The sequence below is a fragment of the Acinetobacter sp. YH12070 genome, assembly GCF_013419625.1.
Lineage (GTDB): Bacteria > Pseudomonadota > Gammaproteobacteria > Pseudomonadales > Moraxellaceae > Acinetobacter > Acinetobacter amyesii.
The window spans coordinates 82518-105694 of the sequence record NZ_VOZT01000002.1 but is presented as its reverse complement, the minus strand read 5'-3'; the positions used below and the strand labels follow the sequence as shown (position 1 = coordinate 105694).

32 protein-coding genes and 1 pseudogene are annotated in these 23177 nt (G+C 41.6%); 4 read left to right on the top strand and 29 right to left on the bottom strand.

Annotated features, from left to right (window positions below):
- Positions 1–522 (top strand): Asp-tRNA(Asn)/Glu-tRNA(Gln) amidotransferase subunit GatC, encoded by a 522-nt coding sequence (locus tag FTU17_RS01340; RefSeq protein WP_078191306.1) that lies wholly within the window; start codon positions 1–3, stop codon positions 520–522.
- A gap of 118 nt (positions 523–640) precedes the next feature.
- On the opposite strand, the gene dusA is transcribed toward FTU17_RS01340, so the two are convergent.
- Positions 641–1693, bottom strand: a complete 1053-nt coding sequence (gene dusA, locus FTU17_RS01335) for a tRNA dihydrouridine(20/20a) synthase DusA (protein WP_180134545.1) — start codon at positions 1691–1693, stop codon at positions 641–643.
- Positions 1694–1794: 101 nt separating this feature from the next.
- Here dusA and FTU17_RS01330 point away from each other — a divergent pair, with 101 nt between their 5' ends.
- Positions 1795–2940 carry a tyrosine-type recombinase/integrase gene (locus tag FTU17_RS01330; protein WP_180134536.1) on the top strand — a complete coding sequence of 382 codons (1146 nt, stop codon included), beginning with the start codon at positions 1795–1797 and terminating at the stop codon, positions 2938–2940.
- Between the two features lie 12 nt (positions 2941–2952).
- Here FTU17_RS01330 and FTU17_RS01325 read toward each other — a convergent pair whose 3' ends face one another.
- The 10 genes and pseudogenes from FTU17_RS01325 to FTU17_RS01280 form a co-directional block, all read right to left on the bottom strand.
- Positions 2953–3159: a DUF551 domain-containing protein gene (locus FTU17_RS01325; protein WP_110135491.1), complete on the bottom strand. Its 207-nt coding sequence runs from the start codon at positions 3157–3159 to the stop codon at positions 2953–2955.
- Complete coding sequence (locus tag FTU17_RS01320) at positions 3160–3366, bottom strand: hypothetical protein (RefSeq protein ID WP_180134535.1); 207 nt, start codon at positions 3364–3366, stop codon at positions 3160–3162. It lies immediately after the preceding gene.
- 23 nt (positions 3367–3389) lie between these two features.
- Positions 3390–3668: a pyocin activator PrtN family protein gene (locus FTU17_RS01315; protein ID WP_120661832.1), complete on the bottom strand. Its 279-nt coding sequence runs from the start codon at positions 3666–3668 to the stop codon at positions 3390–3392.
- Entirely contained in the window at positions 3665–3886 is a 222-nt protein-coding gene (locus FTU17_RS01310; RefSeq protein ID WP_180134534.1) for a hypothetical protein, read from the bottom strand. The genes FTU17_RS01315 and FTU17_RS01310 overlap by 4 nt, the downstream gene beginning before the upstream one ends.
- Before the next feature lie 27 nt (positions 3887–3913).
- Positions 3914–4252: pseudogene (gene ssb, locus FTU17_RS01305) on the bottom strand (single-stranded DNA-binding protein); the annotation flags it as partial.
- Entirely contained in the window at positions 4240–4728 is a 489-nt protein-coding gene (locus tag FTU17_RS01300; RefSeq protein WP_137311806.1) for a hypothetical protein, read from the bottom strand. The gene FTU17_RS01300 and the pseudogene ssb, both read right to left, overlap by 13 nt.
- Positions 4728–4916, bottom strand: a complete 189-nt coding sequence (locus FTU17_RS01295; protein ID WP_110135486.1) for a hypothetical protein — start codon at positions 4914–4916, stop codon at positions 4728–4730. The genes FTU17_RS01300 and FTU17_RS01295 overlap by 1 nt, the downstream gene beginning before the upstream one ends.
- Positions 4916–7675: a toprim domain-containing protein gene (locus tag FTU17_RS01290; RefSeq protein WP_180134533.1), complete on the bottom strand. Its 2760-nt coding sequence runs from the start codon at positions 7673–7675 to the stop codon at positions 4916–4918. The genes FTU17_RS01295 and FTU17_RS01290 overlap by 1 nt, the downstream gene beginning before the upstream one ends.
- Positions 7675–7914, bottom strand: a complete 240-nt coding sequence (locus FTU17_RS01285; RefSeq protein WP_180134532.1) for a hypothetical protein — start codon at positions 7912–7914, stop codon at positions 7675–7677. The genes FTU17_RS01290 and FTU17_RS01285 overlap by 1 nt, the downstream gene beginning before the upstream one ends.
- A 50-nt stretch (positions 7915–7964) precedes the next feature.
- Positions 7965–8156, bottom strand: a complete 192-nt coding sequence (locus FTU17_RS01280) for a hypothetical protein (protein ID WP_004670204.1) — start codon at positions 8154–8156, stop codon at positions 7965–7967.
- 97 nt (positions 8157–8253) lie between these two features.
- On the opposite strand from FTU17_RS01280, the gene FTU17_RS01275 reads away from it, so the two are divergent.
- The gene (locus FTU17_RS01275) at positions 8254–8580 is read left to right on the top strand and encodes a helix-turn-helix domain-containing protein (protein WP_180134531.1); all 327 of its coding nucleotides are present in this window, start codon (positions 8254–8256) and stop codon (positions 8578–8580) included.
- 55 nt (positions 8581–8635) lie between these two features.
- Here FTU17_RS01275 and FTU17_RS01270 read toward each other — a convergent pair whose 3' ends face one another.
- The 3 genes from FTU17_RS01270 to FTU17_RS17425 form a co-directional block, all read right to left on the bottom strand.
- On the bottom strand, positions 8636–8842 hold the full coding sequence (locus FTU17_RS01270) for a hypothetical protein (protein WP_137311810.1): 207 nt from the start codon (positions 8840–8842) through the stop codon (positions 8636–8638).
- A 103-nt stretch (positions 8843–8945) separates the two neighbouring features.
- Positions 8946–9752, bottom strand: coding sequence for a Rha family transcriptional regulator (locus FTU17_RS01265; RefSeq protein ID WP_180134530.1), 807 nt, complete (start codon positions 9750–9752; stop codon positions 8946–8948).
- A 2-nt stretch (positions 9753–9754) separates the two neighbouring features.
- A complete protein-coding gene (locus FTU17_RS17425; protein ID WP_257227350.1) occupies positions 9755–9949 on the bottom strand; it encodes a hypothetical protein in 195 nt (64 codons plus the stop codon).
- A gap of 312 nt (positions 9950–10261) precedes the next feature.
- Between FTU17_RS17425 and FTU17_RS01260 the strand changes: the two genes are divergently transcribed.
- On the top strand, positions 10262–11017 hold the full coding sequence (locus tag FTU17_RS01260; RefSeq protein WP_180134529.1) for a hypothetical protein: 756 nt from the start codon (positions 10262–10264) through the stop codon (positions 11015–11017).
- 223 nt (positions 11018–11240) lie between these two features.
- On the opposite strand, the gene FTU17_RS01255 is transcribed toward FTU17_RS01260, so the two are convergent.
- The 15 genes from FTU17_RS01255 to FTU17_RS01185 all read right to left on the bottom strand — a co-directional run bounded on the left by FTU17_RS01255 (position 11241) and on the right by FTU17_RS01185 (position 23137).
- Positions 11241–11411 (bottom strand): hypothetical protein, encoded by a 171-nt coding sequence (locus FTU17_RS01255; protein WP_004670216.1) that lies wholly within the window; start codon positions 11409–11411, stop codon positions 11241–11243.
- A 72-nt stretch (positions 11412–11483) separates the two neighbouring features.
- Positions 11484–11684 (bottom strand): TraR/DksA C4-type zinc finger protein, encoded by a 201-nt coding sequence (locus FTU17_RS01250; protein ID WP_180134528.1) that lies wholly within the window; start codon positions 11682–11684, stop codon positions 11484–11486.
- Positions 11677–11928: an ogr/Delta-like zinc finger family protein gene (locus tag FTU17_RS01245; RefSeq protein ID WP_004670219.1), complete on the bottom strand. Its 252-nt coding sequence runs from the start codon at positions 11926–11928 to the stop codon at positions 11677–11679. Before FTU17_RS01245 ends, FTU17_RS01250 begins: the two co-directional genes overlap by 8 nt.
- 156 nt (positions 11929–12084) lie before the next feature.
- On the bottom strand, positions 12085–13398 hold the full coding sequence (locus FTU17_RS01240) for a contractile injection system protein, VgrG/Pvc8 family (protein ID WP_180134527.1): 1314 nt from the start codon (positions 13396–13398) through the stop codon (positions 12085–12087).
- Positions 13398–13838 carry a phage tail protein gene (locus FTU17_RS01235; protein ID WP_004670221.1) on the bottom strand — a complete coding sequence of 147 codons (441 nt, stop codon included), beginning with the start codon at positions 13836–13838 and terminating at the stop codon, positions 13398–13400. The genes FTU17_RS01240 and FTU17_RS01235 overlap by 1 nt, the downstream gene beginning before the upstream one ends.
- A gap of 8 nt (positions 13839–13846) precedes the next feature.
- Positions 13847–16291: a phage tail tape measure protein gene (locus FTU17_RS01230; RefSeq protein WP_180134526.1), complete on the bottom strand. Its 2445-nt coding sequence runs from the start codon at positions 16289–16291 to the stop codon at positions 13847–13849.
- Between the two features lie 12 nt (positions 16292–16303).
- Positions 16304–16411: a GpE family phage tail protein gene (locus FTU17_RS01225; RefSeq protein ID WP_225479795.1), complete on the bottom strand. Its 108-nt coding sequence runs from the start codon at positions 16409–16411 to the stop codon at positions 16304–16306.
- Positions 16412–16446: 35 nt separating this feature from the next.
- Positions 16447–16788: a phage tail assembly protein gene (locus FTU17_RS01220; protein ID WP_004672760.1), complete on the bottom strand. Its 342-nt coding sequence runs from the start codon at positions 16786–16788 to the stop codon at positions 16447–16449.
- Positions 16789–16859: 71 nt separating this feature from the next.
- Positions 16860–17375, bottom strand: coding sequence for a phage major tail tube protein (locus tag FTU17_RS01215; protein ID WP_099336587.1), 516 nt, complete (start codon positions 17373–17375; stop codon positions 16860–16862).
- A 10-nt stretch (positions 17376–17385) separates the two neighbouring features.
- On the bottom strand, positions 17386–18558 hold the full coding sequence (locus tag FTU17_RS01210; RefSeq protein ID WP_180134525.1) for a phage tail sheath protein: 1173 nt from the start codon (positions 18556–18558) through the stop codon (positions 17386–17388).
- Between the two features lie 101 nt (positions 18559–18659).
- On the bottom strand, positions 18660–20651 hold the full coding sequence (locus FTU17_RS01205) for a phage tail protein (protein WP_180134524.1): 1992 nt from the start codon (positions 20649–20651) through the stop codon (positions 18660–18662).
- Positions 20648–21268 carry a phage tail protein I gene (locus tag FTU17_RS01200; protein WP_180134523.1) on the bottom strand — a complete coding sequence of 207 codons (621 nt, stop codon included), beginning with the start codon at positions 21266–21268 and terminating at the stop codon, positions 20648–20650. The genes FTU17_RS01205 and FTU17_RS01200 overlap by 4 nt, the downstream gene beginning before the upstream one ends.
- A complete protein-coding gene (locus FTU17_RS01195; protein WP_180134522.1) occupies positions 21268–22170 on the bottom strand; it encodes a baseplate J/gp47 family protein in 903 nt (300 codons plus the stop codon). Before FTU17_RS01195 ends, FTU17_RS01200 begins: the two co-directional genes overlap by 1 nt.
- Positions 22167–22514, bottom strand: a complete 348-nt coding sequence (locus tag FTU17_RS01190) for a GPW/gp25 family protein (protein ID WP_004670230.1) — start codon at positions 22512–22514, stop codon at positions 22167–22169. The genes FTU17_RS01195 and FTU17_RS01190 overlap by 4 nt, the downstream gene beginning before the upstream one ends.
- Entirely contained in the window at positions 22514–23137 is a 624-nt protein-coding gene (locus FTU17_RS01185) for a phage baseplate assembly protein V (protein ID WP_180134521.1), read from the bottom strand. The genes FTU17_RS01190 and FTU17_RS01185 overlap by 1 nt, the downstream gene beginning before the upstream one ends.
- Positions 23138–23177 lie beyond the last annotated feature (40 nt).

The following is a 23177-nucleotide window of genomic DNA, read 5'->3' as shown; positions in this document are numbered from 1 at the left end:
ATGTTTCGATGGCTCACCATTTTTTTACTGTTGAGTTTGGCTGGTTGTAGCTATTTTGTCTCGACAGATGAATTATCTCGGCAGATTGAGCAGCAGATGCAACACGAGTTTGATCAGAATCCAGATTATCGGCAGTACCATTTACGGATTCAAAATATAAAAGTATTAGAGCGTAAGGGATTAAGCTTTAAGGCTCAGGCGACGTTGCAATACGATGGTCAGCCTTATACTGTTTTGGTCGATATTTACAAAGACCTGCAAGGCTATGCATGGAAAATAGATGAAGAACAATTTGCCTTCATTGACGAAGCTGAAATTGCAAAGTATCAGGCGCAGTTAGATCAAGAGTTGAATCATTTGGTTGAGGAATTGGAACAACCAACCGAGGAGGTTGAACCTGTTACATCGGCGCCTGAGAGCTATGTGGGTTTACGTGAGGAAGAAGATCCATCCGATTATCAATGGACTGGCTATGATGATGAGCCTTTTCCCAAAGGGAACATTACGGTCAATAGTCATTGAGTGATGATTCTGATTGCTTAGATGATTTAGCTGAGTTGTGACGATGTTGCCAAACACGTATTTTGTGAGGCATGAAAATAAAAAAGCCCGCAAAATAGCGGGCTTTTACTTTATAGGATTAATCTTCTAAAACGACTTTAGGATGATCACGTAAATAGTCTTCTGTACGTTGCATTGCATACTTAATATTTTGGATGGCATTTTCCACATCGGCAAAGGTTTTGGCATTACCTCCACTTAAAGCCTGACGCCATTTTCGAGCACCCGGTAGGTTTTGGAATAAACCTAAAATATGACGGGTAATGATAGAAAGCGGTGCACCTTCTTCCATGCGTTTCGCAATATATGGCAGCATCTGATCAATAATATCGAAACGGTTGGGTAATTCGAGATCCCAAAGCTGACCGATCTCAGCCAATAAGTACGGGTTGTGATAAGCCTCACGGCCAATCATCACGCCATCAACATGTTGTAAATGTTGCTGTGTTTCAGCAAAGGTTTTCACCCCGCCATTAATTTCGATCAATAAATTTGGACGTTCTTGTTTCAGACGATAAACATCTTCATAACGTAAAGGTGGCACATCACGGTTTTCTTTTGGCGACAAACCTTGCAGCAGGGCAATACGGGCATGCACGATAAAATTGTTACAGCCAGTCTTTGCAACCGTATCAACAAAATGCAGCATTTCTTCATAAGACTGCATGTCATCAATCCCGATGCGGTGTTTCACGGTCACTGGAATATCAACAGCATTTCGCATTTCAGTAATACATTCTGCAACCAAATCAGGCTCTGCCATCAAGCATGCGCCAATTTTATTGTTCTGAACGCGGTCACTCGGACAGCCGACATTGAGGTTTACTTCATCATAGCCCCAGTCCTGTGCCATCTTGGTACAGGTCGCTAAATCTTTGGGATTTGAACCACCAAGCTGTAACACAATCGGGTGTTCTTCGTTGTTATAGTCCAAATGACGATTCGCACCGCCAAATAATATCGCACCTGTGGTGACCATCTCGGTGTAGAGAATCACATTAGGGTTAAACAAGCGTGCAAAGAAACGATAGTCACGAGTCGTCCAATCCATCATCGGGGCAACGGAAATACGAGGTTTTATTGAGTTATCAATAAGTTGTGGATTTTTCAGGGCTTTATCTACATTTTGCATATTGCATTTACTCGCATTTTTACTCATATTCCCCCATATTTCAGTATTTCGGTGCACCGTATTTGCACCGTGAAATGGGTTTTGGGTCAGGGTGCAAATTTATGGGTACAGTTACAGAAAGAGTTCTGTCCACTGGTGTGAAAAAATACAGGGCGCAGGTGCGCGTCAAGCGACAAGGGCTGCCGAATTTTACAGAGTCTAAGACATTTAGTAAAAGGTCACTGGCTGAAGCCTGGATTAAAAAACGAGAATATGAACTTGAATTGAATCCAGAACTGATGATTTCTGCAAATATTTCAAAGGGCATGACCTTAGCTGCTGCTTTAGAAAAATATTTAAATGAAGTTGAAGGTTTTGGAAGATCCAAACGCATGGGCATCCGCTTTTTAACTCATTGGCCAATCGGAAATGTCAAAATCAGTGATTTGACCAGGAAAGATTTCACTGATCATACATATTTAAGGCGAACAGGCTACCCAGAGATCGGTGCAGATCCGATTGAATCAAGTACTGCCTTGCAAGATTTGCAATATTTAAAGGTGGTTTTGACGCATGCGGATCTTGTTTGGGGTGAAAAAGTGAATCTTTTTGAGCTAGAACAGGCGATGAAAGGTTTACGCAATGCACGTGTGATCACCAAATCCAAGAAACGTGACCGTTTGCCGACATCAAATGAGCTGCAATTACTGACCAATTATTTCTATAAACGTTGGAAAACCAGTAAAACATCCATGCCTTTGCATCTGATTATGTGGTTGGCCATTTATACCTGCAGGCGTGAAGATGAATTGACACGACTTTTTTTGCATGAATATGACCAGGTGCATTCTGAATGGAAAGTTTTTGATTTAAAAAATCCGAATGGCAGTGCCGGCAATCATAAAAGTTTTAAGGTGACTGAACAGGCTGAACGTGTCATCAAAGAATTAATGAAGCCTGATGTGCGTGATCAAATGCTTCGTTTGGATTCTGCAGATCCATCAGTGTTGTTGCCATTGAATGCAAAATCATTTGCATCACGTTGGCGTGAAGCGATTAAGATGACAGGGATTGAAGATCTACGTTTTCATGATTTACGTCATGAAGGGATTACCCGATTGGCTGAAGATGGTTTGACCATTCCCCAGCTGCAGCAGATCAGTTTGCATGAGTCTTGGGAAAGTTTGAGACGCTATGTGAATTTGAAAAACCGTCGTGATCGATTGGATTTTGTGGAAGCCATGAAAGTGGCCAAAAAATTGGTATAAAAAAAGCCCCATTTATTGGGGCTTTATCAATGGTAACCAGTGCGTGATTTCATGTTCAAAATGACTTCCGATCCATAGACCTTCACCAATATATTTGGCGATTTTGAAATTCGGATCCTCATGCGGTGGTAAGTGTGCATGCGGTCTGTAAATTAAAACCTTTTCACCCTTTGGTGGAAATTGATCTTTTAAGCTGATCATTTGATACATATTTTGCATTTAGATCACCGCGATAAAGTCAAAGTGTTTTAAGTTCATGTGAAATGGTGTGAACCACGTTTTTACCCACATGGTGCGATTGAAAGTCAGTAACCGGTCTTTGCCATCTTCCTTGAAATATGTAATTCGGCTGCCTTTGACTGCAACAATGGTGGCACCTTCAGGTTTTTGTGCCTTTAATTTTTCAATATCTGTTTCGTATTCCATCGGCTTAACCTCGATGCACGCGTTTAGGCGTGCATATTTGTCCAATCTTGTTTAGAAATTTGACTTTGCTTGTTGAGCCATAAAGCAACGTCAGCAATGTTCACCATGTAAGGGGCTTTGTTTGAATCTTCTGCCTTGAACGTTGGGAAGGGCAGGTCTTGAACGGCTGCACGCTTCTTGGCTGTTTCAATTTTAAGATGCGGCAAAAAGTCCTTTACGATCACCTCCAGTGGAACCACTGGAGACTGATACTTCATGGCCAATAAGAAACTTGAATCAAACTGATTCAGAGCAGCATTCATCCTTGTGTTCCGTTTAAGTGTTCAAATTCAGCAAGCCATTGTTCACGACTTACACCATTTTCAGCGGTAGCCGGGGAAATGCCGGCAATGTAATAGCCTACTTTTGTGTCGGAAATTGGATATTCCTTAGCAATGATATTCACATATTCACAATTCATGGCTTTGACAGTGTCGTAAGCTTCAGCTGCTTTTTCATGGTCAGGGGTAACTTTGATCATTTTTTTATTTCCTTAAACCGCATTTGCCTGTGGTGCTGAATCCAGCATCTGTAAATTGTCTGCACGAACTTCTGTGCTGTAACGTTCCTGACCGTTTTGGTCATTCCATTTACGAGTACGAAGTGAACCTTCGATATAAACCTTTGAACCTTTTTTTAAGTACTGCTGGGCAATTTCTCCCAGACGATTGTTGGCCACAATGCGATGCCATTCAGTTTGTTCAATCCAGTCACCAGTCTGTTTGTTCTGCCATTTTTCAGATGTTGCGATGGAAAATTGACAAACTGAACCACCATTTGGAAAGGTTTTGCTTTCAGGGTTGGCACCAAGCGTGCCGACCAGGATTACTTTATTTACGCCACGCATGAAGCTGCTCCTTCAATTTTTGCAAAATGACTGAAATGTCCTGTGAAACATTTCTGATTATTGGTGAATGGAATGTTTGGATTTTCAATGTGGCAGACATATAGCTGGTCAGTGCCAACGATCTGCTTTACTTCAAAACGCTGATGACTGCTGACAATAAATTTGTAGCGTGCAAATACATCAGGGATCCAAACGGTGTCACCCACTTGGAAGTCGTGAACGGTATTGATTTCAGGATCCGTGAACGGCAGGGCATCATCAAAGTCGAGTTCAGCAGTTTCAAGGCCACCTGGCTGTGCTTTGCCAGTATCAACAATATTTTTCATTTCGTTGATCAAGGTGCATGCTTCGGTTGGCATGTGTTGAACGCAATGATGCTGATTTAAAATGCTGTGCAAGCGAAGTACACGTGCTGAAAGTTCTTGGTGTTCAGCGATCATGGTGTAATAGCTTTGGTCTTTGTTTTGAATATCCATCACCACACCTCAAATCCAGCACGATCCAACGCACTTTGTAATGCAGACACAGCGATTGCAATCTGCTTTGCTTCTCGTTCAGATTCAGCATTTTGTTTGTACTCGATATGGCCAATGCGCTTAACAAAATTCGCAAGTGCATACATTTCTGCTTCAGATACATCTGCTATTTCTAATTTAACATCCATTATTTTTTTGCCCCTAAATTTGGATTGGTGAAGATCCAGCACTTCACGTTACGGCTTGGTTTACCAGGTACTTCACGGCTTTTATTCACTGCTGCCACGTCATCGGCAGGGAAACGGTCTGAGTACACCTGTTTATTACTTTCAATGAATTTGTACTTGCGTGAGGTGCGAAGTAATTTTTTCATTTCATTGATTTCAGGCAGCTGCTGATAATTGCGTGCAGCCACTTTGTAAATTTCGTTTAAGTTGATTGCGACCGTTTGAGCATCGGCAGGGTGATGGTTCAAGCCCCATTCTGGTGAACGATTGCCTTGAAGGTATTCGTAAGCGTCCCAGAATTTTTCCACGTCAGGATGATCACCATTCAACTGTTCAACACGTTCACGCGCCATTTGTTCAAGCATTTCTTGTGCTTCAAGCATGTCTTCCAAGTCGATTGGCAAAACGTGTTTGGTCATTGCTTCGATCAGTGCAGCCACTTGTGCATGACATAAGGCAATACGTGTATGTGTAATACCAATTTCATGATAGTGATCTTCAATTGACTGTAACTTTGATGCGTATGTTTCCAAGATTTTGTCTTCATTACGCAGGCAATGGGTCATGAAGGTGCAAGCATCTTCAAGTTCCATGCGATCCAGTTCATCGACAATGCGTTTGGTTTCCAGTGACTGTCCTTTCCGGTCAAAGTACAAGTGCAAAGTACGTGTCAAAATTGCTTCTGAAGCCTGAATTGCCGTGTTTTGAGAAATCAGGATGGCACCACGGAACGGTGGTTCATAGGTTTCATTCCCTGCAGTCTTTAAACCTTTAGAACGAATTGCACGACCGTTGAAGGCATCTTTGAGTTCATCCCAACTGAATTTTGACTTTTGAACAGCATTGCCGTTCACATCGTTACGGTCGCCTTCGATCAGGACCACTGGCAGGTTTGCGATCTGTGCAAAGTTACGGTACACCGCCACGTTTGTTGATTTGTTTGCATCAAAGCCTTCATAGTCTTTACGGCCTGAAAGTTTCCACATCATTTCAATTAAACGTGATTTACCTGCACCTGCTTCACCGACAATTTCCATAAAAGGGTATGAGCTGTGCATGGCACGGATCTGTTCAGCAAAATATGAACCCATCCACCAAGCCAAAGCCACAATACCTTTGGCACCACGGACTTTATGGAAGTCATTCCACCATGACGGATCAAACTGTTTTTTCGGGTTCAATGTGATCGCTGGTGAACTTGCCAGTGTTTTAATTTCCTGACGTTTTACTTTGAAAAAGTCATGCTCATTAATCGCGATGATTTGCCCTTGATGAACGGCATATTTTTCAAAGATATAAGTTTGGTACTCACGGCTATAACCAATGTAGTCAATGGTTTTAACTTCACGTAAACGTTCGGTTTCACGTTTGATGAATGTTTCCAGTTGCATATCTGTGCCTGTCCACATTGCACCTGACATCACCGACATCACACGTGGTTTGAACTTTGAACGTGATGACATTTGATCAGCAGTAAATGTGGTTTTTGCTTCTGACCATGGGCTTTGCAATTTGAAGTAGTACCAAGATTCATCGGTGATTTCATTGCGCTGGAAGTACAACGGTTCAATCTGAGCATTACAAATTTCTTTTGCTGCTGAACAGTTCTTCAATGCACTGGCACGGATCTCTTTATCAGTCAGGATCTGCCCACCATTTTCTGCTGCTTCGTTGTTGCGGTCTTCCAGGTGCTGAACTGCTTTGTTGAATTTGTCATAGTCGAGTTCCCACCAGTACAAACGGAATTTGTGGTTGTAATAGAACGTGTGACGTCGACCTTCATAGAAGTTGTAAATTAAAAGACCGGCATCTTCAGCCGTTTCAGCAATCAGCAATTCACCATAGTGTTTGTACTTTGGGAATTGATCAGGGTTGAGTTTGTCCCACTGGAACAAGTCATTCCAATCAAGTTTTTTACCGCCATTTGCCGGTGGCTGTGCAGCAGTCGATGACCAACCTTCAGCACGTGAACGTTCATGCCATTTAACCGTGTAACCTTTACCTGCAGAGTCATTGTCGAATGCCCAGCGTAAACGTGGCTTGTCAATTTTGAGTTCATGACAACGGTCTGCAATTTGTTTTAAGAATACAGAAGGGTAGTTGACACATGACAGGCAAGACATGGCTTTCACACCTGACTGACTCAGTGCAATGGCATCAAAGATTCCTTCAGTGATCCAGATCGCTTGGCCTTTTTCCCCTAGACGGCAAAGTTCATCCAATTCATGCACTGACCATGCTTGGCCAGCATTTTTAAAACCATAGTTAAAACGTGCTTTTTTATTGCCGAAACGTTCTGGTCTGTCGATTAGACGTTCCCAATAGTTTTTTTCATCCAGCATAAAGCGAACAGTTGCTGATGATTCTTTGCTGTCTTTATCTGTATAGAACTGCTGGGTGTATTTGCCAATTAAGTTTTTAAGATCGAAACCACGACCTTCAGATAAAAATGCATCTGCTGCAGCATTTGGATTTGCATCAGTTTGCGGATGGTATTCAGACCAGTCTTTGAATAAGTCTTCACAGATATCTTTGACGTGTTCTTCATAACCACATTTGACCAAACGACCACATTTCACTAAACGTGGATTATGGGCATGGGTATAAAGTTCTTTTTTACCGCATTGTGGGCAGACACCTTCACGGAACCATTCGCCACGTGTCTTGAAACTGAACATATTTTCAAGACGGTTAATGATGCGGTTTTTAATATCAGACATTAGTGAAGTCCTTTTACGTTGCTGTCTACAATCCATTCCCAGTCCTTTGCGTCCTGGAAGATAATCAGTTGGTTATCGAATAATGCTTCGATATAACCCTTCAGTTTTTCAGCAAAACGTTGACGTTCTTCACCAGACAAAGTTTTAAGTTGTGCTATACGATTGCGTAAGGCTTCTGTACCATTGCGGTTCGCAATTTGATTCTTTCGCTTTATGCAAAGTTCTTGAAGTGTTGTCATTCTGTTTACTCTTAGCTTGAATTAAGTAAACTAATAAGCTTTTCAGGGGCTTATTGTTTATTTTTGGCTTCAGAAAATGGGTTGTCAGATTTTTCAACTTTCGATAAAGCTTCAGAAATGAGTTTTTCTGTAAAGCTGGAAATTGTCATTCCTGCTTCAGCAGCGCAGACTCTCAGGAACTGATGACGGTTCGGAGTTGTGTGTGTGATGATTGCTTTTGTTCTGCTTTCGACATTACTCATAGCAAGTCCTTAAAATGTTGGTAGAGCATCAGTGAATCACTGTATTACTAAATAATATTACGATAAATCGAAAGTTTCAATACTTTGGTGGGTTAAAATGTCGATTAATGAAAAGTTTTTAGAGCGTGGGGCACGTTTGAAAGCGGAAAGAAACCGTTTGAAGCTGACTCAACCTGAAATGGCTGAAATTATAGGTAAAGCAGTCGGATCTATAGTCCGTTATGAAAAGCATGGTGATGCCTTGAACCAGGATCAGCTGATTGCTTTGAGTAATGCGGGATTTGATGTCTTTTATATTACGTTTGGTTTAAGAGCTGATACTTTAAGTGAGCCTGAGCATGAAATTGTCACGGCATACCGTAGTCTGGGTGATGATGCCAAGGTTGCTTTTGTCAAAATGGTCAAGGCTTATGTGGCACAGTAATTTCAGGGCAAGCCTAAATCATCTACCCCAACCTTAGTTGGGGTTTTTTAGTGCTTTATATTGCTTTGGCGATCTGAACGACTTGGTGGTGTAGGGTGTTGAGGAGAGCGTTTAGTTCTTCGCTTGTGATTTCATGCTGTATTGATAGTTTTGTCAGTGCTGAGAGTGTTTGTTCCAGGTTTTTAATTGGAAAGCGTATTTCGTCCAGTATTTCTTCTGCAGTCATGGTGTTATGGCTGTTAATGTCCAGTATTGAGTTCATTGCTCCCCCTGTCTATTTATAGTGGGTTTATTTTGCTGAAAATTGTTTAAAGAATACAGTCATGCGCGACAAGTATTGTCGCACATGATGGTTGGTTTTGTAACTAATTCAAGAGTGGTGGATTTGTTTGGAACAACCAGCATTTGATATTTTTGCTGTCTAATGCGCTGTAAATCTGTCGGTTATTTTGCATAAATACCGGATGGGGGCTTTGACTTTGCATAAGTAGTGAAAAAAGTTGGGTTTTCAACGGTAATCCATCTATGCACTGATAAATCTGAGAAATATTAAGTGCCAAGATATATGGATTACGACTGTGATTGAGTCTATGTAAGCCATAGCTATTCACACTTGCCCAGAAGTCATTCAACATTTTATTGTTGATAATATTTTTTGTTTCTAAGGATAAACAAGCCACTGGAAGGATGTCACGGCACAGAGTCGCTTTATTATGCCAAATGACTTCAGCATCTTGCATGAAGCCATTCTGGTCATAGTGGATCTGACTCACGGTATAGATAGGACCACCTGACTTGAGTTGCACTACTGCACCGACATGGATACTTTCATTTTGGCCGTGCAAGTTGTAGAGCATGGCTGCCATTTGATTAAAGGTGTTGATGTAGGCTTCTTTAATTTTTGCGGCAGCTGCTCCAGTAAAACCCATAACCAAAAATATAAAGCCGTCTTTGGTCATTTCGTACATGGGTAATTTTCGACCCGTACTATCCAGATATTCACTAAGCGTAAAATTGCGCTCAGTGAAATCAGTTGAACAATCCAAGCTTTCAAGTTTACGTAATACATCCTTGTGCTGTTTATTAAAAAGCTCTGCCACTTTTAAACTGGTGGTTTTAACTTGATGTTCTTGAATAAAAACCGCGTCATCAATATGTGCAATTGCGCTCATGCTCATACTCCCCAAAACAATAATGAGAAGACGATAGAACATGCTGAAAAGAACACGGTGGTGTCTAAGATGTTTTTTAAAATTTGTTTACGCTTAAGTTTGCGCTGGCGTTTTTTGTATGCAGCTAGATCGTAAATAGGGGAGTGTTCACGTACGTTATTTTGAGTGCACGAATGTGCAGAAGCGAAATGTTTCATTTGCTGATTCCTGTCGTCAAGATGTAAACCTGACACCATTACTTCTCACGATAATGGTGACAGACTGAACAGGGGTGAGAATACCGTGACAACAGAAACGGCCAGCCCGAAGGCTGCCCTGTCCAGCCTGCCAAAAAGCAGCAAAGCTGAATTTTACGCAAAAAAATAGCCCGATGGCGGACTTTTTGCGCCTGTTGTCAAAAATATTTCAGGTTCTCACGCCTGACTACAGATTTTGCTGTAGTATTAAAACTGTATCAGTGAATCACTTTACGGGTCAAGTAACTTTATAAAAATATTTTTGAGGGGATTATGGTTTATTTATTCGCTTTGCTGTTCTTGGTTAGTTTAATTGCTGCTTTGGTAGGTTTAGTAAAACCAAGTGTATTTCAGTTTGGGAAGCCTAGCATTCCGAGTCGTTGGAAAGTTTTTGGTATTGGTTTACTTATAAGTATGTTGTCTTTGGCATTAGTTGGCGTTTTCGCACCCAAAGTTGAAGAAAAAAATAGTAAAGAAATGGCTGCTGTTAAAGATCCAGTAGTTGTAGCTAATCCAGATGTTGTAAAAGAGCCAGAGCAGAAAGTATTAAATGCGACTGCTGAGGCAAATTTGGGAATGAATCCTGAACAATTTAGACAAGCATTTAATAAACGGTTAAAAGATTTAGATATTGATACTATTCGTCCATTTGGTGAATTTGATGTGAAAAAAGGTGACGTGCATGATGTATTTCAAGTAAATGTTTCGCCTGATGTTAGTTTAACTGGTACCGTTAACCACGATGGTATGTTGCGTGGGATTACTTATATTGTGGTACCAAGTGGCGATAGTCAAAAAGCAATGATGGACACCCTGATTTTAGTTGGGATAACTTCAAATATTATTAGTGGTGAAGAAAATAAAAGTAAAACAAGTAAAGTTGTTACGGATTTATTGACTAAAGCCCTAGACGGTATTGATAAAGAAAAAAATTCACATAACGCTGTAGTTGGAAATGTGAAGTACTTTGCTACTGCTAGTAAATTAACGGGTTTATGGTTTGGCGTTGAACCTGTAAATGCAGACTAAAATCTTATTAATATTAATCTAGAAATAAAAAAGCCCCGAAAGGGGCTTCTTTATAGGATGCCTGATCAGGTCAAGCCCTGCACAGCATATTGATTATTCTGCTGTCATCCCGTTGTTATTATAACCGTTTTTTTAAAACCATCCTACTGTGTGAAGAAATAATAAAGCACTGCCGATCACACCCAGCATAGCACCGACTAAAAAAGGATAGAGCCACATATTTTTATCCTTTACGCTTGGTTTGGGTTTGAATAAATGCACAGCTTGGTTTGTTATTTTGCTGAATTAAGCTTTCAATGCGTTTGGTATAGCGGTCGAACAAGTACCATATGATGAGTACCACGGCAGCTAATAGGTTTACAACAATTAAAATCAGTGCAGTTTGTTGGTCCATTTTTATTTTTCCTTTGCTTATTCATCTTGTGATGTGCATTCAGGGCAGGGGCATTCGATTGGATCTGATGAATCAGCGATAACGATTGGCATGACGTTCTTCCTTGGTCTTGCATTCAATGCATAAAGTGACTGCACCTAGCTTTTGGCGTTCTGGTGGAATGTCATTGCCACACTCGGAACATTCAGACAGTGATGGTGCGCTGTAATCACGTGGCTTGATGTTGACTTGGTTTAGTTGATTTTCTTGTGCGCGGTCAATTGGATCAGACACATGCTCCCCCTTTTCCTTGTTTTGCTAATGACTTAGGAAGATGAATTTCAGGGTTTGGCATTGCAGATGGGGAGAGTTCAGCATCCCAAGTTAAAAAACCTTGAGCAGTAAAACCACAATGTAAATTGGTGCATTGACCGTATAACCGTTTTAAAAGTGGATCGACTTGTTCACTTGAACGGATCCAAAGAGATTCGCCGCAATGAGGGCATTTATTACTTATCGTACGTCCGGGTTTAGACATAGGTCCAGCCTTATTATTAGAATAAATAACATTCAACAAATATATAACAAAATTACGATATATCGAAATAAACTATTGTAAAAGTTTTAAAATATCGTTATTTTGTTCTTACCCATTTCATCCTGACTTCGCCCCAAAGTCAGGATTTTTTTTGTCCTATTTTTTGGCTTTGTCTATTCTTTTTTGTTCACGTTTTATTGCAACCATTGCAGTTTTTTTATTCTTATATTCTTGCGTGAATTTTAATGGTTTTGATTGATCTCCACTTGTTAGTGTTTTAGTTTTGCCATTTTCCCTGTAGTAAACAATGACACCGGTATAATCTGCATAATTTTTACCAGTGCGCTTCTTGGTTTTAGATTGTTCTTTTTCTTCTTCGGTTTTTTCCTCACGACCTTCAAACAGGGTCGATACATCATCGGCATCTGGAAGCTGTACTTCAAGTTCAACTGATGTGGTGAAGCCATTGTCATTGAGTGAATGGGTGACGTTTGTTCCTAACCAGATAATGTCATCAATTTCAGGTTTCAAGCCAATGAATTCAAATTCCTGTTCAGGGATTAAAGTTGGATCACCCAATGCCAAGGTATATGTCAGTTTTTGGGCAGTACGTTTGCAACGATTATATTCCGCATTGGCTGCCAGTTCAGCTGTGGTTTTATCCCGATGCACATAGCGGATCTCTTTCATGTTGTCTTCACTGTCACCGACCACGACATGCAATTTCTTGGCTTTGTTTTCAGTGTAGTAATAGGCTTTGACACCTGTGATATTGTCCGTACCTGTGCCATTGGTGTAGTTGTGCTGATCGCCCTTGTTCCTGGTGATTTGCACACGTGGCAAGGCTAAACCTGAAACCGTTTGACTTGCGCCACGTGGTAATAAAATCAAATACCCATTTTTCACGGTGGCAATTGCGTCATTTTCATCGGCAATACGTGTAATGAGATTGGCATCAGATTCATTCTGGGCAATGTACTTGACCTTTTTCGATGCGAATTTTTCATGAACAATGACGTTTAGTTCATATTCAGCACCGACTTTTTCAAATATTTCTTGAATGGTTTTGTCGCTCCAGCTGCGTTCACGCTTTTGTTTTAAACCTTCTGATACGTCATTGGCCATGGCAGAAATACTGAGTACATCTGGTGCGCCACGATGAGATGTGGAATCGACTTTGTATTTGCCTTTGTCAAATAAACCAGTATTGGACCAACCCAACCAGACCTGAATGATGGCACCTTTGGGTGGAATACTGAGCATGCCATCTGCATCATTCAATTCGATGTCCACTGAATCCACCACAAGCCCACGATTGTCTTTGATGTTGAGTGACATTAAACGTGAAGCCATAAGGGATGAAATATCGACACCATCCACTTCAACACGAAAAATTGGATAAGGGTATTCCGTCATTTTTTCAACAGAATTTAATGCGGTACCAACGACGTTCATGACTTTATTCAGCATTAGAGAATCCTATTCAGTGCGCCAATACCCATGCCGATCAGGGTGCCTAATAAGGTCGGTTGCCAATCGCGTACAATGGTCAGTTTTAAAGTGAATTCAGTTTTTCGAGCTGCACCATCTTTAAAGAAATAGGTTTTGGTTTCATCTAAATCATTGATGATGACTAAGCCATAAATTTTGCCTGTGCCTTCAATTAAGGTATATGCCTTGCCTGTATCTCCCATTTGTCTGAGGGTGTCCAATGTGGCGCGACTCCCTGTCAATTCGTGGTAAATCACGCCTTTAAGTGTAATGACATCTTCACCTTTACCAATAAATTGATAGGCAGGGGAGTCCCCGACACGGCTATTGGAAGGATGTCGCCAATTGGTGACACGTTGCAGTTCTTGATATGACGCTGTTCGTAATGAAAAGACAAACAAGCCTAGAGCCATCATCATGTTATGTATTACTCCGAATCTGTCAGGAATTTACGTCGTGCGTTTTGTTCTTCTAGCGCGACACGTCGAAGTTCTTGACGCATTGCTTCAGCCGTTCCTTTGACCACGGATCCATCTTTGACATGAATATGCACTTCAATCGTGTCTTGGCTGATATATGAACGTGGGTTATTGCGACCAACATTGATGGGTTTGACTGGCTTGGTTTGGGCAGCAGTATTGACCACACCTTGTGTGGCGGTGGATGTTGCTGCAATCGGTAACCCATTGGCATTTGAAATGCCGTTGGCCATACCTTGCATGGTATAGCCACCAATGCCCATGAAGACACGTGAAGGCGAATGAATACCTAGAATGCCCTTGGCTTTATCAATCACGCCACTGACAGCACCTGTGATGGCATCTTTGACGGCATTGACTTTGGATAAAATACCGTTCTTGAGCCCTTCTAAGATCATGGCACCAAAGCCGGTAAACTTCGCTGGAAGATCCACACCGAACCATGACAGTACTTTTGCAAATGCTGAATAGAACAGTCCGATTGGACTCCAATTGATGATTAGTGCTGATATGCCTTTAATGCCACCATTGAATGCCGTTTTGATAGTGTTCCAAATACCGACAAAGAATGCTGAGATCGGGGCCCAGTTTTTATAAATCAACAGGGCAGCACCAGCAATGGCAAGGACAATCCATGTAATTGGGTTGGTCAGTAACGCCATGCTCATACCTTTGGCAGCTAGTGCAACTACACCAAAGCCTTTCGCAACCATCATCATTGGTCCAAAGATGGCGATTGCACCAATGGATAGGGCAGATAACCCCCCAACAATGGCAATAGCACCGACTGCAATTTTTGTTAGTGAACTGGATAAGGCTGGATTCGCTTGTGCCCAAGTCTGTACGGATTTTATTACACCAGTAAATTTCTCGGTAATACTGTTAACACCTGGTAATAGTTGATTGCCGATGGTAATTCCCAGTGCTGCCATTGCATTTTTTGCAAGAAAAATATTATTGGCAGTGGTTTCTGCTCGTGCTGCATATTCTTTTTCCATACTGCCAGCGTACTTTTGCTTATCTGCAACTTTCCCTAAATTGTCTTCAAGGGCTTTCATGTTGGTCAACAAAGGTGCGATAGATCCAAGTGACTCAGAGCCAAATAATTCTTTTAACATGGCAGCTTGCTTGTACTTATCCATTTTTGAAATGGCTTTCAATACAGATAATGTGGTTCCTTCAGCATCCTTCTGCATGCCTTCAGCTACCTTTTTCGCATCCATACCTAATTCAATATAAGCATTGTGCTGTCCCTTTGTGGCAGACTCACCTGCAACCAAGGCAAGCATCATATTTTTAATACCTGTAGCAGCCACTTCTTCAGCTACGCCCATGCCACGAATTGTTGCCCCTAATGCGGCAATAGATCCAGAAGCAAAGCCACCGACTTCACCCAATGGACCAATACGTTGCACAATATCCATGATGCCTTTAGCCGCGGCAGGGGTATTGTTGCCTAGGTAGTTAATTTTATCCGCTAATGTTGTTACTTCAGATTGTGACATTTTGAATGCTGTACGCATTTCTGCCATTGCCTGTCCTGATTCTTCGGCTGTAATGTCGAAAGCTACACCCATCTTCACAGCTGTTTCAGCAAACTGAGTTAATTCATTTTTTGCAATACCAGATTGTCCACCTGCTGCATAAATAGCTGCAATATCTTTGGCGGCCATTGGCAATCGTGTACTCATGCTGATGATATCGTTTTCCATTTGCTTAAACTGCTGTGGGGTATCAAAGTCAACCACCTTTTTTACATCAGCCATGGCAGATTCAAAATCAATGGCAAGTTTTGCTGGTATAGATAATGCGACGGCACCTGCACCAGCCGCCACCAATCCTTTTTGGGCAATGTCTTTCCCTATAGACATTCGACCTTGCCACTTTTCATAATTTTTTTGGGCAGTTGAATGCTTTCCTAAGGCATCTTTTTGCTTGTTCAGTTCCATTGTTGTGAGGTGGATTTTGTTCTTTAGGTCTGATTCGCTTTGACCTAAATCATCCATTTTTATGCCTGCAACATTAAGGTCACGGACGACGCCTGTAATTTCTGCTGATTTACTTTTTAGTGCGTCGTTAGTACGACGAATGCCTTGTTCAAGCCCTTTGAGCTTCTTTGTTTGTTCCTCGCTTAATGGCCCAAGTTTGCTTTGGTCTTTTAATAACTTATGTTCACCGCGGTATTTTTCCAGCGTATCTTTAGTTTTTGCGATGCTGTCTTGAAGACTGCGAAAACTATCTACCTTACGCTGGGTCGCTTGTAAGCCTTTTAAGTCAGAATCAGTCTTTTTTAATGCAGCAGCCATAGATTTTGAGCCACCAACGATGGTTTTCATTGGCCCTGTGAGTTTATCAACTGCTCCAAATAGGACTTCTAATTTTAGTTTTGACATTGGTGGACTCTTTTATACAGTGGTTTGGTGACGCTTGAGCGCATGGTGATGCCATTTACTTAATTCGATGATGTCCATGTCATCGTATGCGCTCGGTGGCCAATGAAAGATGCAAGCAATATCGGCTATCGCTTCGTCTACATCATCGACCAGCTTTATTGCTGATCCTCTTTGATCGCTTTCTGCAGATCCTTCGGGTACAAAAAAGTGACCAAGTGACCTCCAAGTTGTGCAAAGTCCACTGGATCTAGTTCAAGTACTTGCTGTGGCGTTAATGCAGGTGTGGTCACACGAGGTAAAACTTTGATTAATGCGTTTACATCGTGCTGATAGATGGCTTGTAAACTGACACCACTTAATGCTTTGACATTTGGTTTGCGGATGGTGATTTCAGTAATGGTATTGCCACCAAATTGAATTGGTTGCTCAAGCTGAACAGTTTCTTGGTTCGGGTTTTGAATCAGTTGGGTATTTAATTCTTGATCTTGAGTATTCATGTTGCATTCCTAAAATAGATTTGAATCAAAAAAACCTTGCACAGAACGAATCCATGCAAGGGCAGGAAAACTTATAATCCGATAGCTTTACGTTGTGCTTCGAGACGGTCTTTGCCATCTACAACTTCTTTGAAGCCAAGCACGTCAATTTCGATTTCAACTTTGCCGTTGACTGTGAGTTTGTAATAAGCACAGTTGGTCACGACTTTGTGTTCAGTGTCTTCACCTGGTTCAGAGTCACCGCCATCAATTTCTTCATGACGACCACGAACCACGACTTCCACTGCATCGACTTCGCCTGTGTCATCACGTTGATAAGCACCAGCAAAACGCATATAAACACCGTCAACTTTTTCAAGACCGAATTGACGCAATGTGAGCAGGTCTAAACCACCAAAAGTCGATTCAAGTACAAGACCATCATCGCCCATGCCCATATCAATTTTTAATGGAGCATTCATACCGCCACCGCGATAGTCTTCCATTTTGCGTGTGAGCTTCGGCAAGACGACCGTTTTGATTTGCCCTAGATAACTTTCACCTTCGTTAAATAGGTTCATATTTTTGAGTTTACGAGGAAGGCTCATGCATCAGCTCCTATGCAGTGATCGTTGAAGCGAAGTCAGCCAAATAGCTGTCTGTAATACGCTGACGGAAGGTAAGGTCTTCAAGCGGTGGCACTGGGGTATAGTCATAGTCGATATACAATTTGCCGGCTTTGAGCGTGTCTTTTGAGTTTAGCTCTGGGTCATACCAAGCATCGCCACCCATCAGATAGCCTAGGCGTGTCCATTCACGTTGTTTGGCTTTGATGCCTTCCAACATGTCGTTGACCAGTGAACCGTGCATTGGTTTATCAATGGCCCACATGTGTGCTTCTGCAATCGTGTCAGCCATGATCTGTGCTGTACGTGTGTAGTTTTCAAAAGCAAAGAGTGGATCATCTGAACAGGTACGTGAGCCCCATAAACGGAAGCCGTCATGCTGAATCAGTGTGGTGATTTCATTGCTATTGAGATAGCCAGCATCGGTTGCAGGGTCTTGAAGGTCCCAAGTCACATCGGCATCGATACCTGTCACACCGTTCACCGCTACGTTTGATAGGGTTTTATGCCAACCGATTTCGTTGTCGATCTTGGCACGTAAGCCCATCGCCACTGCAACTGCAGGTACAGTTTCGGTTTGCGCTGTATCGACATTGAATGCCACGAAGTTTGGCCAAATCACCATGAGTTCACGCGCTGCAAACGCATCACGATAGGCAACGACTTCTTCTTTGGTTTTGCATCCCCAAGCATAGACATAGGCAAATGCACGAAGTTTTTGTGCAATGGTTGCAAGTTCAGTGGCAACAGCTTGAGTATCTAAACCTGGTGCACCAATGATGCGTGGCTGTACGCCTAGTTTTGATTTCGCTAATAGCAATGCTTTTGCACCGGTATATTTACCAGTAGCGTCTACGGTACCAATGACGTTTGCTGTTTGTGCTGCTTCATCTTCAGCAGCTGCAACACGTACCACGACGCAGATTGAATTCGCTTGGTTGGCCATGGCTTGCAGTGCTGTTTTTAGTGTGCCGTTGGTACCGGCTTTTGCAACTGCAGCTTGGGTGTTGGTAATGAGCACTGGCGTATTCAATGGGAAAACGGTTGCATCTGCATCTTCTGCAGTTGCAATGAGTCCTTGAACAGCAGTGGCAATGGTTCGGATCGGACGTGTACCTTCGTTGATTTCAACGACACGCAGTCCGTGGTGGTATGAATCTGCCATAAAAAAAGCCTGTTTATTGAGGTTTTATTTCAACAAACAGGCTTGCATGTGGATGAATAAAGCCCAAGTGTATGGGCTTGTATTAAGTGGGTTTTACAATGTCACTGTGGTGTCAGTATTGTGTTGTCAGTAGCTAACCAATCACTTATATCCTGATCACCCAGTGATCTCATAAATTTGTTGGTAGTAGTATTAAATATTTCTTTACCGAAAAACTTATTTTGCAAGTTAATATCATGAGATTTATCCAAAATCTGACTAGATTGTAATTTTGGAATACCAGATTGACCAATTTCTTGCCACGTTCCTGATCCTGAACTATCAGAACATGACCAGCCAATTGGAGCACCAATCACACTTGACTCGTTCCATAATATATTACCGATATCCCAGATGCCATCAGTCGGCTTTGTAGTCGATACTCCCTGATAATGATAAGTTCCCATGGTTATTCCATTTGAAAACCAAGGTCTACTTGTTAAAAGAGTTCTATTAAAATCTTCTAAAAATAATGTAATTGCAGCTGAGTCTAGATCTCCGATTGAAAATCTTTTTCCATGCATGAACATTTTTAATGCATTATCAGTTACGGCATCAGTTCCAAATCTAAGTTCTTGCTCCGATAAAGAGGCAAAATCACCACCTTTCCCATCGTAGACAGATTGAAGGTCGTTGGTTACTGAAAATCTTTTAAGAGTATATGGGCCCACGACAGAAGGATTAATAACGTTTGTATTATGAGGACCAGGTTGTGCACCTGTAGCTCCTAGAATTATTGATCTTCCATTAGTTGAGTAAGTGCTGTCTCGTTGTTGTTCAGCATAGTTTCCAATGTATACAGTTTTGGATGGGGTTACTGTTAATCCGCTGTTATCATGAGGAGCTCCTTGCTGAACGTAGTCACCCAAAATATTTACATGGGCCTGATTATTTATACAAACACCACCCAGTAAAGATGCATCATAAAAACCAAAATGATTATTGTATGCAGATAAACATGTATCGTTCTTAATTACGTTTGCATCGCTACCAATCTCAACAATTCCTGACCATCCATTAAATAGAGCTGCGCACTCTGTATTAGTCCCTTGATTTGCAATTCCACGGATAATGCCAAAATATTCAAAATCGGTATTAGCAACTGTTAAAATTCCGTGTTTTTGGTTGTTCATTGAACCCACACCTTTTAAATAAGATGGAGCATTTTTGATGATTCCATGTTCGCTGGATTTCAACACCTTAACATTTTCAATGGTTGAACCCGTTCCACTCAATCCAATTTGACCTATAGGTAAATTAGCTCCGTTGCCAGAATTATCATCAATAACACTTGGATGAATGATAAATATTCCACTTTTATAATTTTTGGTACCGACAGGGATGGCATGTTCAAAATCAAGAATTGAAGTAGATAACTCACCTACACCAATACCGTGGATATAATGTGGTCTTGTTATAAAAACACCTTTGCTAAACTTATATTGACCTGGATTGACAAAAATATCTAAAGCGTTTTCTTCAGGAAAAGCATTAATTAACTTAAACAGATTTTGATAGTTTTCTTCAGGTGACTTTTCTGAAGAAATTCCGTATTCTGCAAAAGAAACTCTACGATAATTATTCTTATTAATTTTTTGTTCAACTAATTCAACTGTAGCTAGCACAACATCAGGATCGATAATTAATTCAAAGTTTCCAGAGTTGTCGACTTGAATCACAATCCGAATCGTTTGAATTTTTGCTGCACCTTCTTCAACCGTTGGTTTATACGTTGGTGGGTAACTTGCAATTGCCAACATGGTATTACCAGTACTGTCATAGAGAGCCACTTCACGAATATTAAAACCACCTACGGCAGAAGGAATGATTGCTTCACAGACTAACCAATTGGGGTTCTTACTATGAATTTCAACTTTATTCACACCAACACGATAAACCTCATTGACTAATGAAGTCGCATTTTCATCAGGCTCAGGGATAGATCCATTACCGTCACCAAAGGCCATATAAGTAATAGGAACTTTAGAACTATTATTCATTGCAGCGGTAATTGCTGCTAAACCTGCTTTCGTAATCTTAGTGTAGTAACTCATGCTTGAGCTCCGAATGGGTAGACTTCTGTTTCTGTTTGTTCATAGAAAGCCCAAATTGGAATTGCTGAAATAATGGCATCCTGGACTTCTGGAAAAATGGTCGTATCGTCGCCGCTATAACTGCCTGCTAAGGCATAGATCTGTGCATAGCTGGGTGTGACATTGATTTGTATATGTTTGCAATGGCGTGTAAGTGGTCGAGCATCATCAATGAGCTGAAGTAAAGTATTCAGGCCCTGTTCAGTTAAAGACTGGTTATTGGTATCAATGGCGATCTGAAATGTGCCAGGTTCATTCATTGGTACTTCTTGCCACCATTCATAAATGGTGACGCTATAACCAAAAGCTTCGACAATTTTACGCAGGGCGTAATTGGTGCCTTTGTATTTGTGAACCTCAAAACTGGCCTTGATCTGCTGTTTTTTGACTTCTTCAGGCCAATCTTGCTGCCAACGGTCAACACTGTTTTCCCAAGCCAAGTGTGGTAAGAATTGGCTTGGTACATCATTCAAGGTGACAAGACTACGTAAATTTGCAGGCAGATTTGAATTATTGCCGAGTTCTTCAGCAACTTTACGTTCAAGATCGGTACTGTTTGGAGGGAGTAAGTTTTTCATTAACCCTCCGCGATGGTGACATTCACACCAGTACAAAACGATGCTTCAAATGCTGTGACCAAAACGTCTGCAGATGGGCTGATCAATTCAACACGTTCAACACCTGAAACATGCAATTGTTTAAATATGGCTGACAAGTAAATGCTTTGACCGATACGTTTTGGAGAATTAATAAACGCATTCATATTGGCAATTGCTTCTTCAAGCACTGGATCTGTTTCAGGAAGATTATTGTGGTGAAGAACGGCTTGAATTTGATATTCGATAATGCCAGCGGATTGAACCGTAACACGGTCAGCTGTAGGTCGAAGTTTTTCACCTGATACATAATCGTAAACTTTCTGACATAGTTCTGGTGAAGCAGCACCATTTTCAGAATCACGTTGCAAAATAGTGATCAGTGCCTGGGACGGTGCAGGTGAGGATGCATAAGCATCGGCCACACGACCATCAGCACTGAGTGAATGGAATTCATACGCTGACGTTGGACCTGCAACGGATAAAGCATCAAATGCTTTGCTTGCTCGGTAGCGTAGATCTTCATCACTTTCATAAACCGCTGGTGTCGGTGGTGTTGTGGTTAAATCTTCAGGCGAAATAATAAGACGCTGAATGCCATAGTCAGCAACTTTGTTATCAAGATCTTCTTTTTCTGCATAAGCCAAAAGCACTGCGCGATATTGGGCATTGAGCTTTGAGCGAAGTAGAACTTCACGATAAACGTTTTCTTGTAAAAGCTTGGTGAGTGGTTCGCTTTCACGTTCCAAGGTCTTACGAATTTGGTTTTGTTTGTTGCTTGGCCATAGCGCAATCAGGGCTTCTTTGCGCTCATTAAAAATAGTTTCAAAATCGAGTTCTTCCACCGCTTTGGGTGGTGTGAGCTGGTTAAAATCGACACTCATAACGTAGATCCAAAGTTAAGTGGAATGCTTAAAGACTGTTGCTGATTGTTGTCGACCACATTGCAGTCAATTTCCAATTCAAATGAGCCACGACCAATCTGATTGATCGACACTGAATTTAAGGTGATTCGATCTTCCCACTGCAGTAATGCTGTTGCTGTTGCTGCATAGAGTTGAAGCAAGGTGATTTCATTGAAAGGGGAGTCAATGAGCTGTGGCAGCAATGAACCATATTCACGACGCATGATTCGGGTACCAATGGGCGTGGTCAAAATGTCCTGAATGGATTGACGTATTTGATCAATTTCAGTTTCGAGTTCACGACCGCTTTCACGTGACATCATTACTGTGGTCCTCCAGTGGTACCACCGCTATCACCCGGGTGAGTATGGCCAGTGAGACTGATACCACTTGCAGTGACATCACCATCTGAACTGAATGTTCCTGAAGAATGACTGCTGCCTTGAACTAACTGACTGCCACCAACGGTATTGTTTCCTGTCATAGCCGTACTGCCATTCACTTGTAAATTTCCATTGATGGTCGTATCACCGTTGACAGTGACACCACCATCAGCAGTCAAAACAGCTGTGCCACCTGAAGGTAAAACAGCAGATAAATGATGTGCTGCAACGTCATAGGCAATGACACAGCCATCTGCAAACATACGGATTTTTTTGTTGAGATCATCAGAGGGTGCAGGGTGGTCGTCGTTATAAAATCCATATAAAACGAAGCTTGTTGGACCAATATCGCCACATGGTGAAATGACCACACATTCTTCATTGATCGATGGCATATCCCAAGTTGCATCGTCACCGGAACGAATATTTAGGCAACGGATTTCCGGTGTCTCTATATCGCCTAAATTGACGATGACACGTGGAATAGGTTTAGACGGATTGATGGTCTTGATGGTTCCAAATCGAACAATATTTTCAAGACGACGGTTAGCATCTGCATTCATGCAAACACTTTGCGTCAAGGACTAAGCCATTTCAGCTGAT

Bases quoted from the DNA above. Each gene is read 5' to 3' on its own strand.
- FTU17_RS01265 (WP_180134530.1), bottom strand. From the start codon at position 9,752: ATGAGCGCAATTGCACATATTGATGACGCGGTTTTTATTCAAGAACAT.
- FTU17_RS01310 (WP_180134534.1), bottom strand. From the start codon at position 3,886: ATGATCAAAGTTACCCCTGACCATGAAAAAGCAGCTGAAGCTTACGAC.
- FTU17_RS01245 (WP_004670219.1), bottom strand. From the start codon at position 11,928: ATGTCTAAACCCGGACGTACGATAAGTAATAAATGCCCTCATTGCGGC.
- FTU17_RS01195 (WP_180134522.1), bottom strand. From the start codon at position 22,170: ATGAGTGTCGATTTTAACCAGCTCACACCACCCAAAGCGGTGGAAGAA.
- FTU17_RS01215 (WP_099336587.1), bottom strand. From the start codon at position 17,375: ATGAGCCTTCCTCGTAAACTCAAAAATATGAACCTATTTAACGAAGGT.
- FTU17_RS01240 (WP_180134527.1), bottom strand. From the start codon at position 13,398: ATGCTGAATAAAGTCATGAACGTCGTTGGTACCGCATTAAATTCTGTT.
- FTU17_RS01295 (WP_110135486.1), bottom strand. From the start codon at position 4,916: ATGGATGTTAAATTAGAAATAGCAGATGTATCTGAAGCAGAAATGTAT.
- dusA (WP_180134545.1), bottom strand. From the start codon at position 1,693: ATGCAAAATGTAGATAAAGCCCTGAAAAATCCACAACTTATTGATAAC.
- FTU17_RS01235 (WP_004670221.1), bottom strand. From the start codon at position 13,838: ATGATGATGGCTCTAGGCTTGTTTGTCTTTTCATTACGAACAGCGTCA.
- FTU17_RS01280 (WP_004670204.1), bottom strand. From the start codon at position 8,156: ATGAGTAATGTCGAAAGCAGAACAAAAGCAATCATCACACACACAACT.
- FTU17_RS01190 (WP_004670230.1), bottom strand. From the start codon at position 22,514: ATGATGTCACGTGAAAGCGGTCGTGAACTCGAAACTGAAATTGATCAA.
- FTU17_RS17425 (WP_257227350.1), bottom strand. From the start codon at position 9,949: ATGAAACATTTCGCTTCTGCACATTCGTGCACTCAAAATAACGTACGT.
- FTU17_RS01185 (WP_180134521.1), bottom strand. From the start codon at position 23,137: ATGAATGCAGATGCTAACCGTCGTCTTGAAAATATTGTTCGATTTGGA.
- FTU17_RS01320 (WP_180134535.1), bottom strand. From the start codon at position 3,366: ATGGAATACGAAACAGATATTGAAAAATTAAAGGCACAAAAACCTGAA.
- FTU17_RS01260 (WP_180134529.1), top strand. From the start codon at position 10,262: ATGGTTTATTTATTCGCTTTGCTGTTCTTGGTTAGTTTAATTGCTGCT.
- FTU17_RS01325 (WP_110135491.1), bottom strand. From the start codon at position 3,159: ATGCAAAATATGTATCAAATGATCAGCTTAAAAGATCAATTTCCACCA.
- FTU17_RS01220 (WP_004672760.1), bottom strand. From the start codon at position 16,788: ATGAATACTCAAGATCAAGAATTAAATACCCAACTGATTCAAAACCCG.
- FTU17_RS01330 (WP_180134536.1), top strand. From the start codon at position 1,795: ATGGGTACAGTTACAGAAAGAGTTCTGTCCACTGGTGTGAAAAAATAC.
- FTU17_RS01200 (WP_180134523.1), bottom strand. From the start codon at position 21,268: ATGAAAAACTTACTCCCTCCAAACAGTACCGATCTTGAACGTAAAGTT.
- FTU17_RS01210 (WP_180134525.1), bottom strand. From the start codon at position 18,558: ATGGCAGATTCATACCACCACGGACTGCGTGTCGTTGAAATCAACGAA.
- FTU17_RS01230 (WP_180134526.1), bottom strand. From the start codon at position 16,291: ATGTCAAAACTAAAATTAGAAGTCCTATTTGGAGCAGTTGATAAACTC.
- FTU17_RS01205 (WP_180134524.1), bottom strand. From the start codon at position 20,651: ATGAGTTACTACACTAAGATTACGAAAGCAGGTTTAGCAGCAATTACC.
- FTU17_RS01255 (WP_004670216.1), bottom strand. From the start codon at position 11,411: ATGGACCAACAAACTGCACTGATTTTAATTGTTGTAAACCTATTAGCT.
- FTU17_RS01340 (WP_078191306.1), top strand. From the start codon at position 1: ATGTTTCGATGGCTCACCATTTTTTTACTGTTGAGTTTGGCTGGTTGT.
- FTU17_RS01285 (WP_180134532.1), bottom strand. From the start codon at position 7,914: ATGACAACACTTCAAGAACTTTGCATAAAGCGAAAGAATCAAATTGCG.
- FTU17_RS01290 (WP_180134533.1), bottom strand. From the start codon at position 7,675: ATGTCTGATATTAAAAACCGCATCATTAACCGTCTTGAAAATATGTTC.
- FTU17_RS01275 (WP_180134531.1), top strand. From the start codon at position 8,254: ATGTCGATTAATGAAAAGTTTTTAGAGCGTGGGGCACGTTTGAAAGCG.
- FTU17_RS01315 (WP_120661832.1), bottom strand. From the start codon at position 3,668: ATGAATGCTGCTCTGAATCAGTTTGATTCAAGTTTCTTATTGGCCATG.
- FTU17_RS01300 (WP_137311806.1), bottom strand. From the start codon at position 4,728: ATGGATATTCAAAACAAAGACCAAAGCTATTACACCATGATCGCTGAA.
- FTU17_RS01270 (WP_137311810.1), bottom strand. From the start codon at position 8,842: ATGAACTCAATACTGGACATTAACAGCCATAACACCATGACTGCAGAA.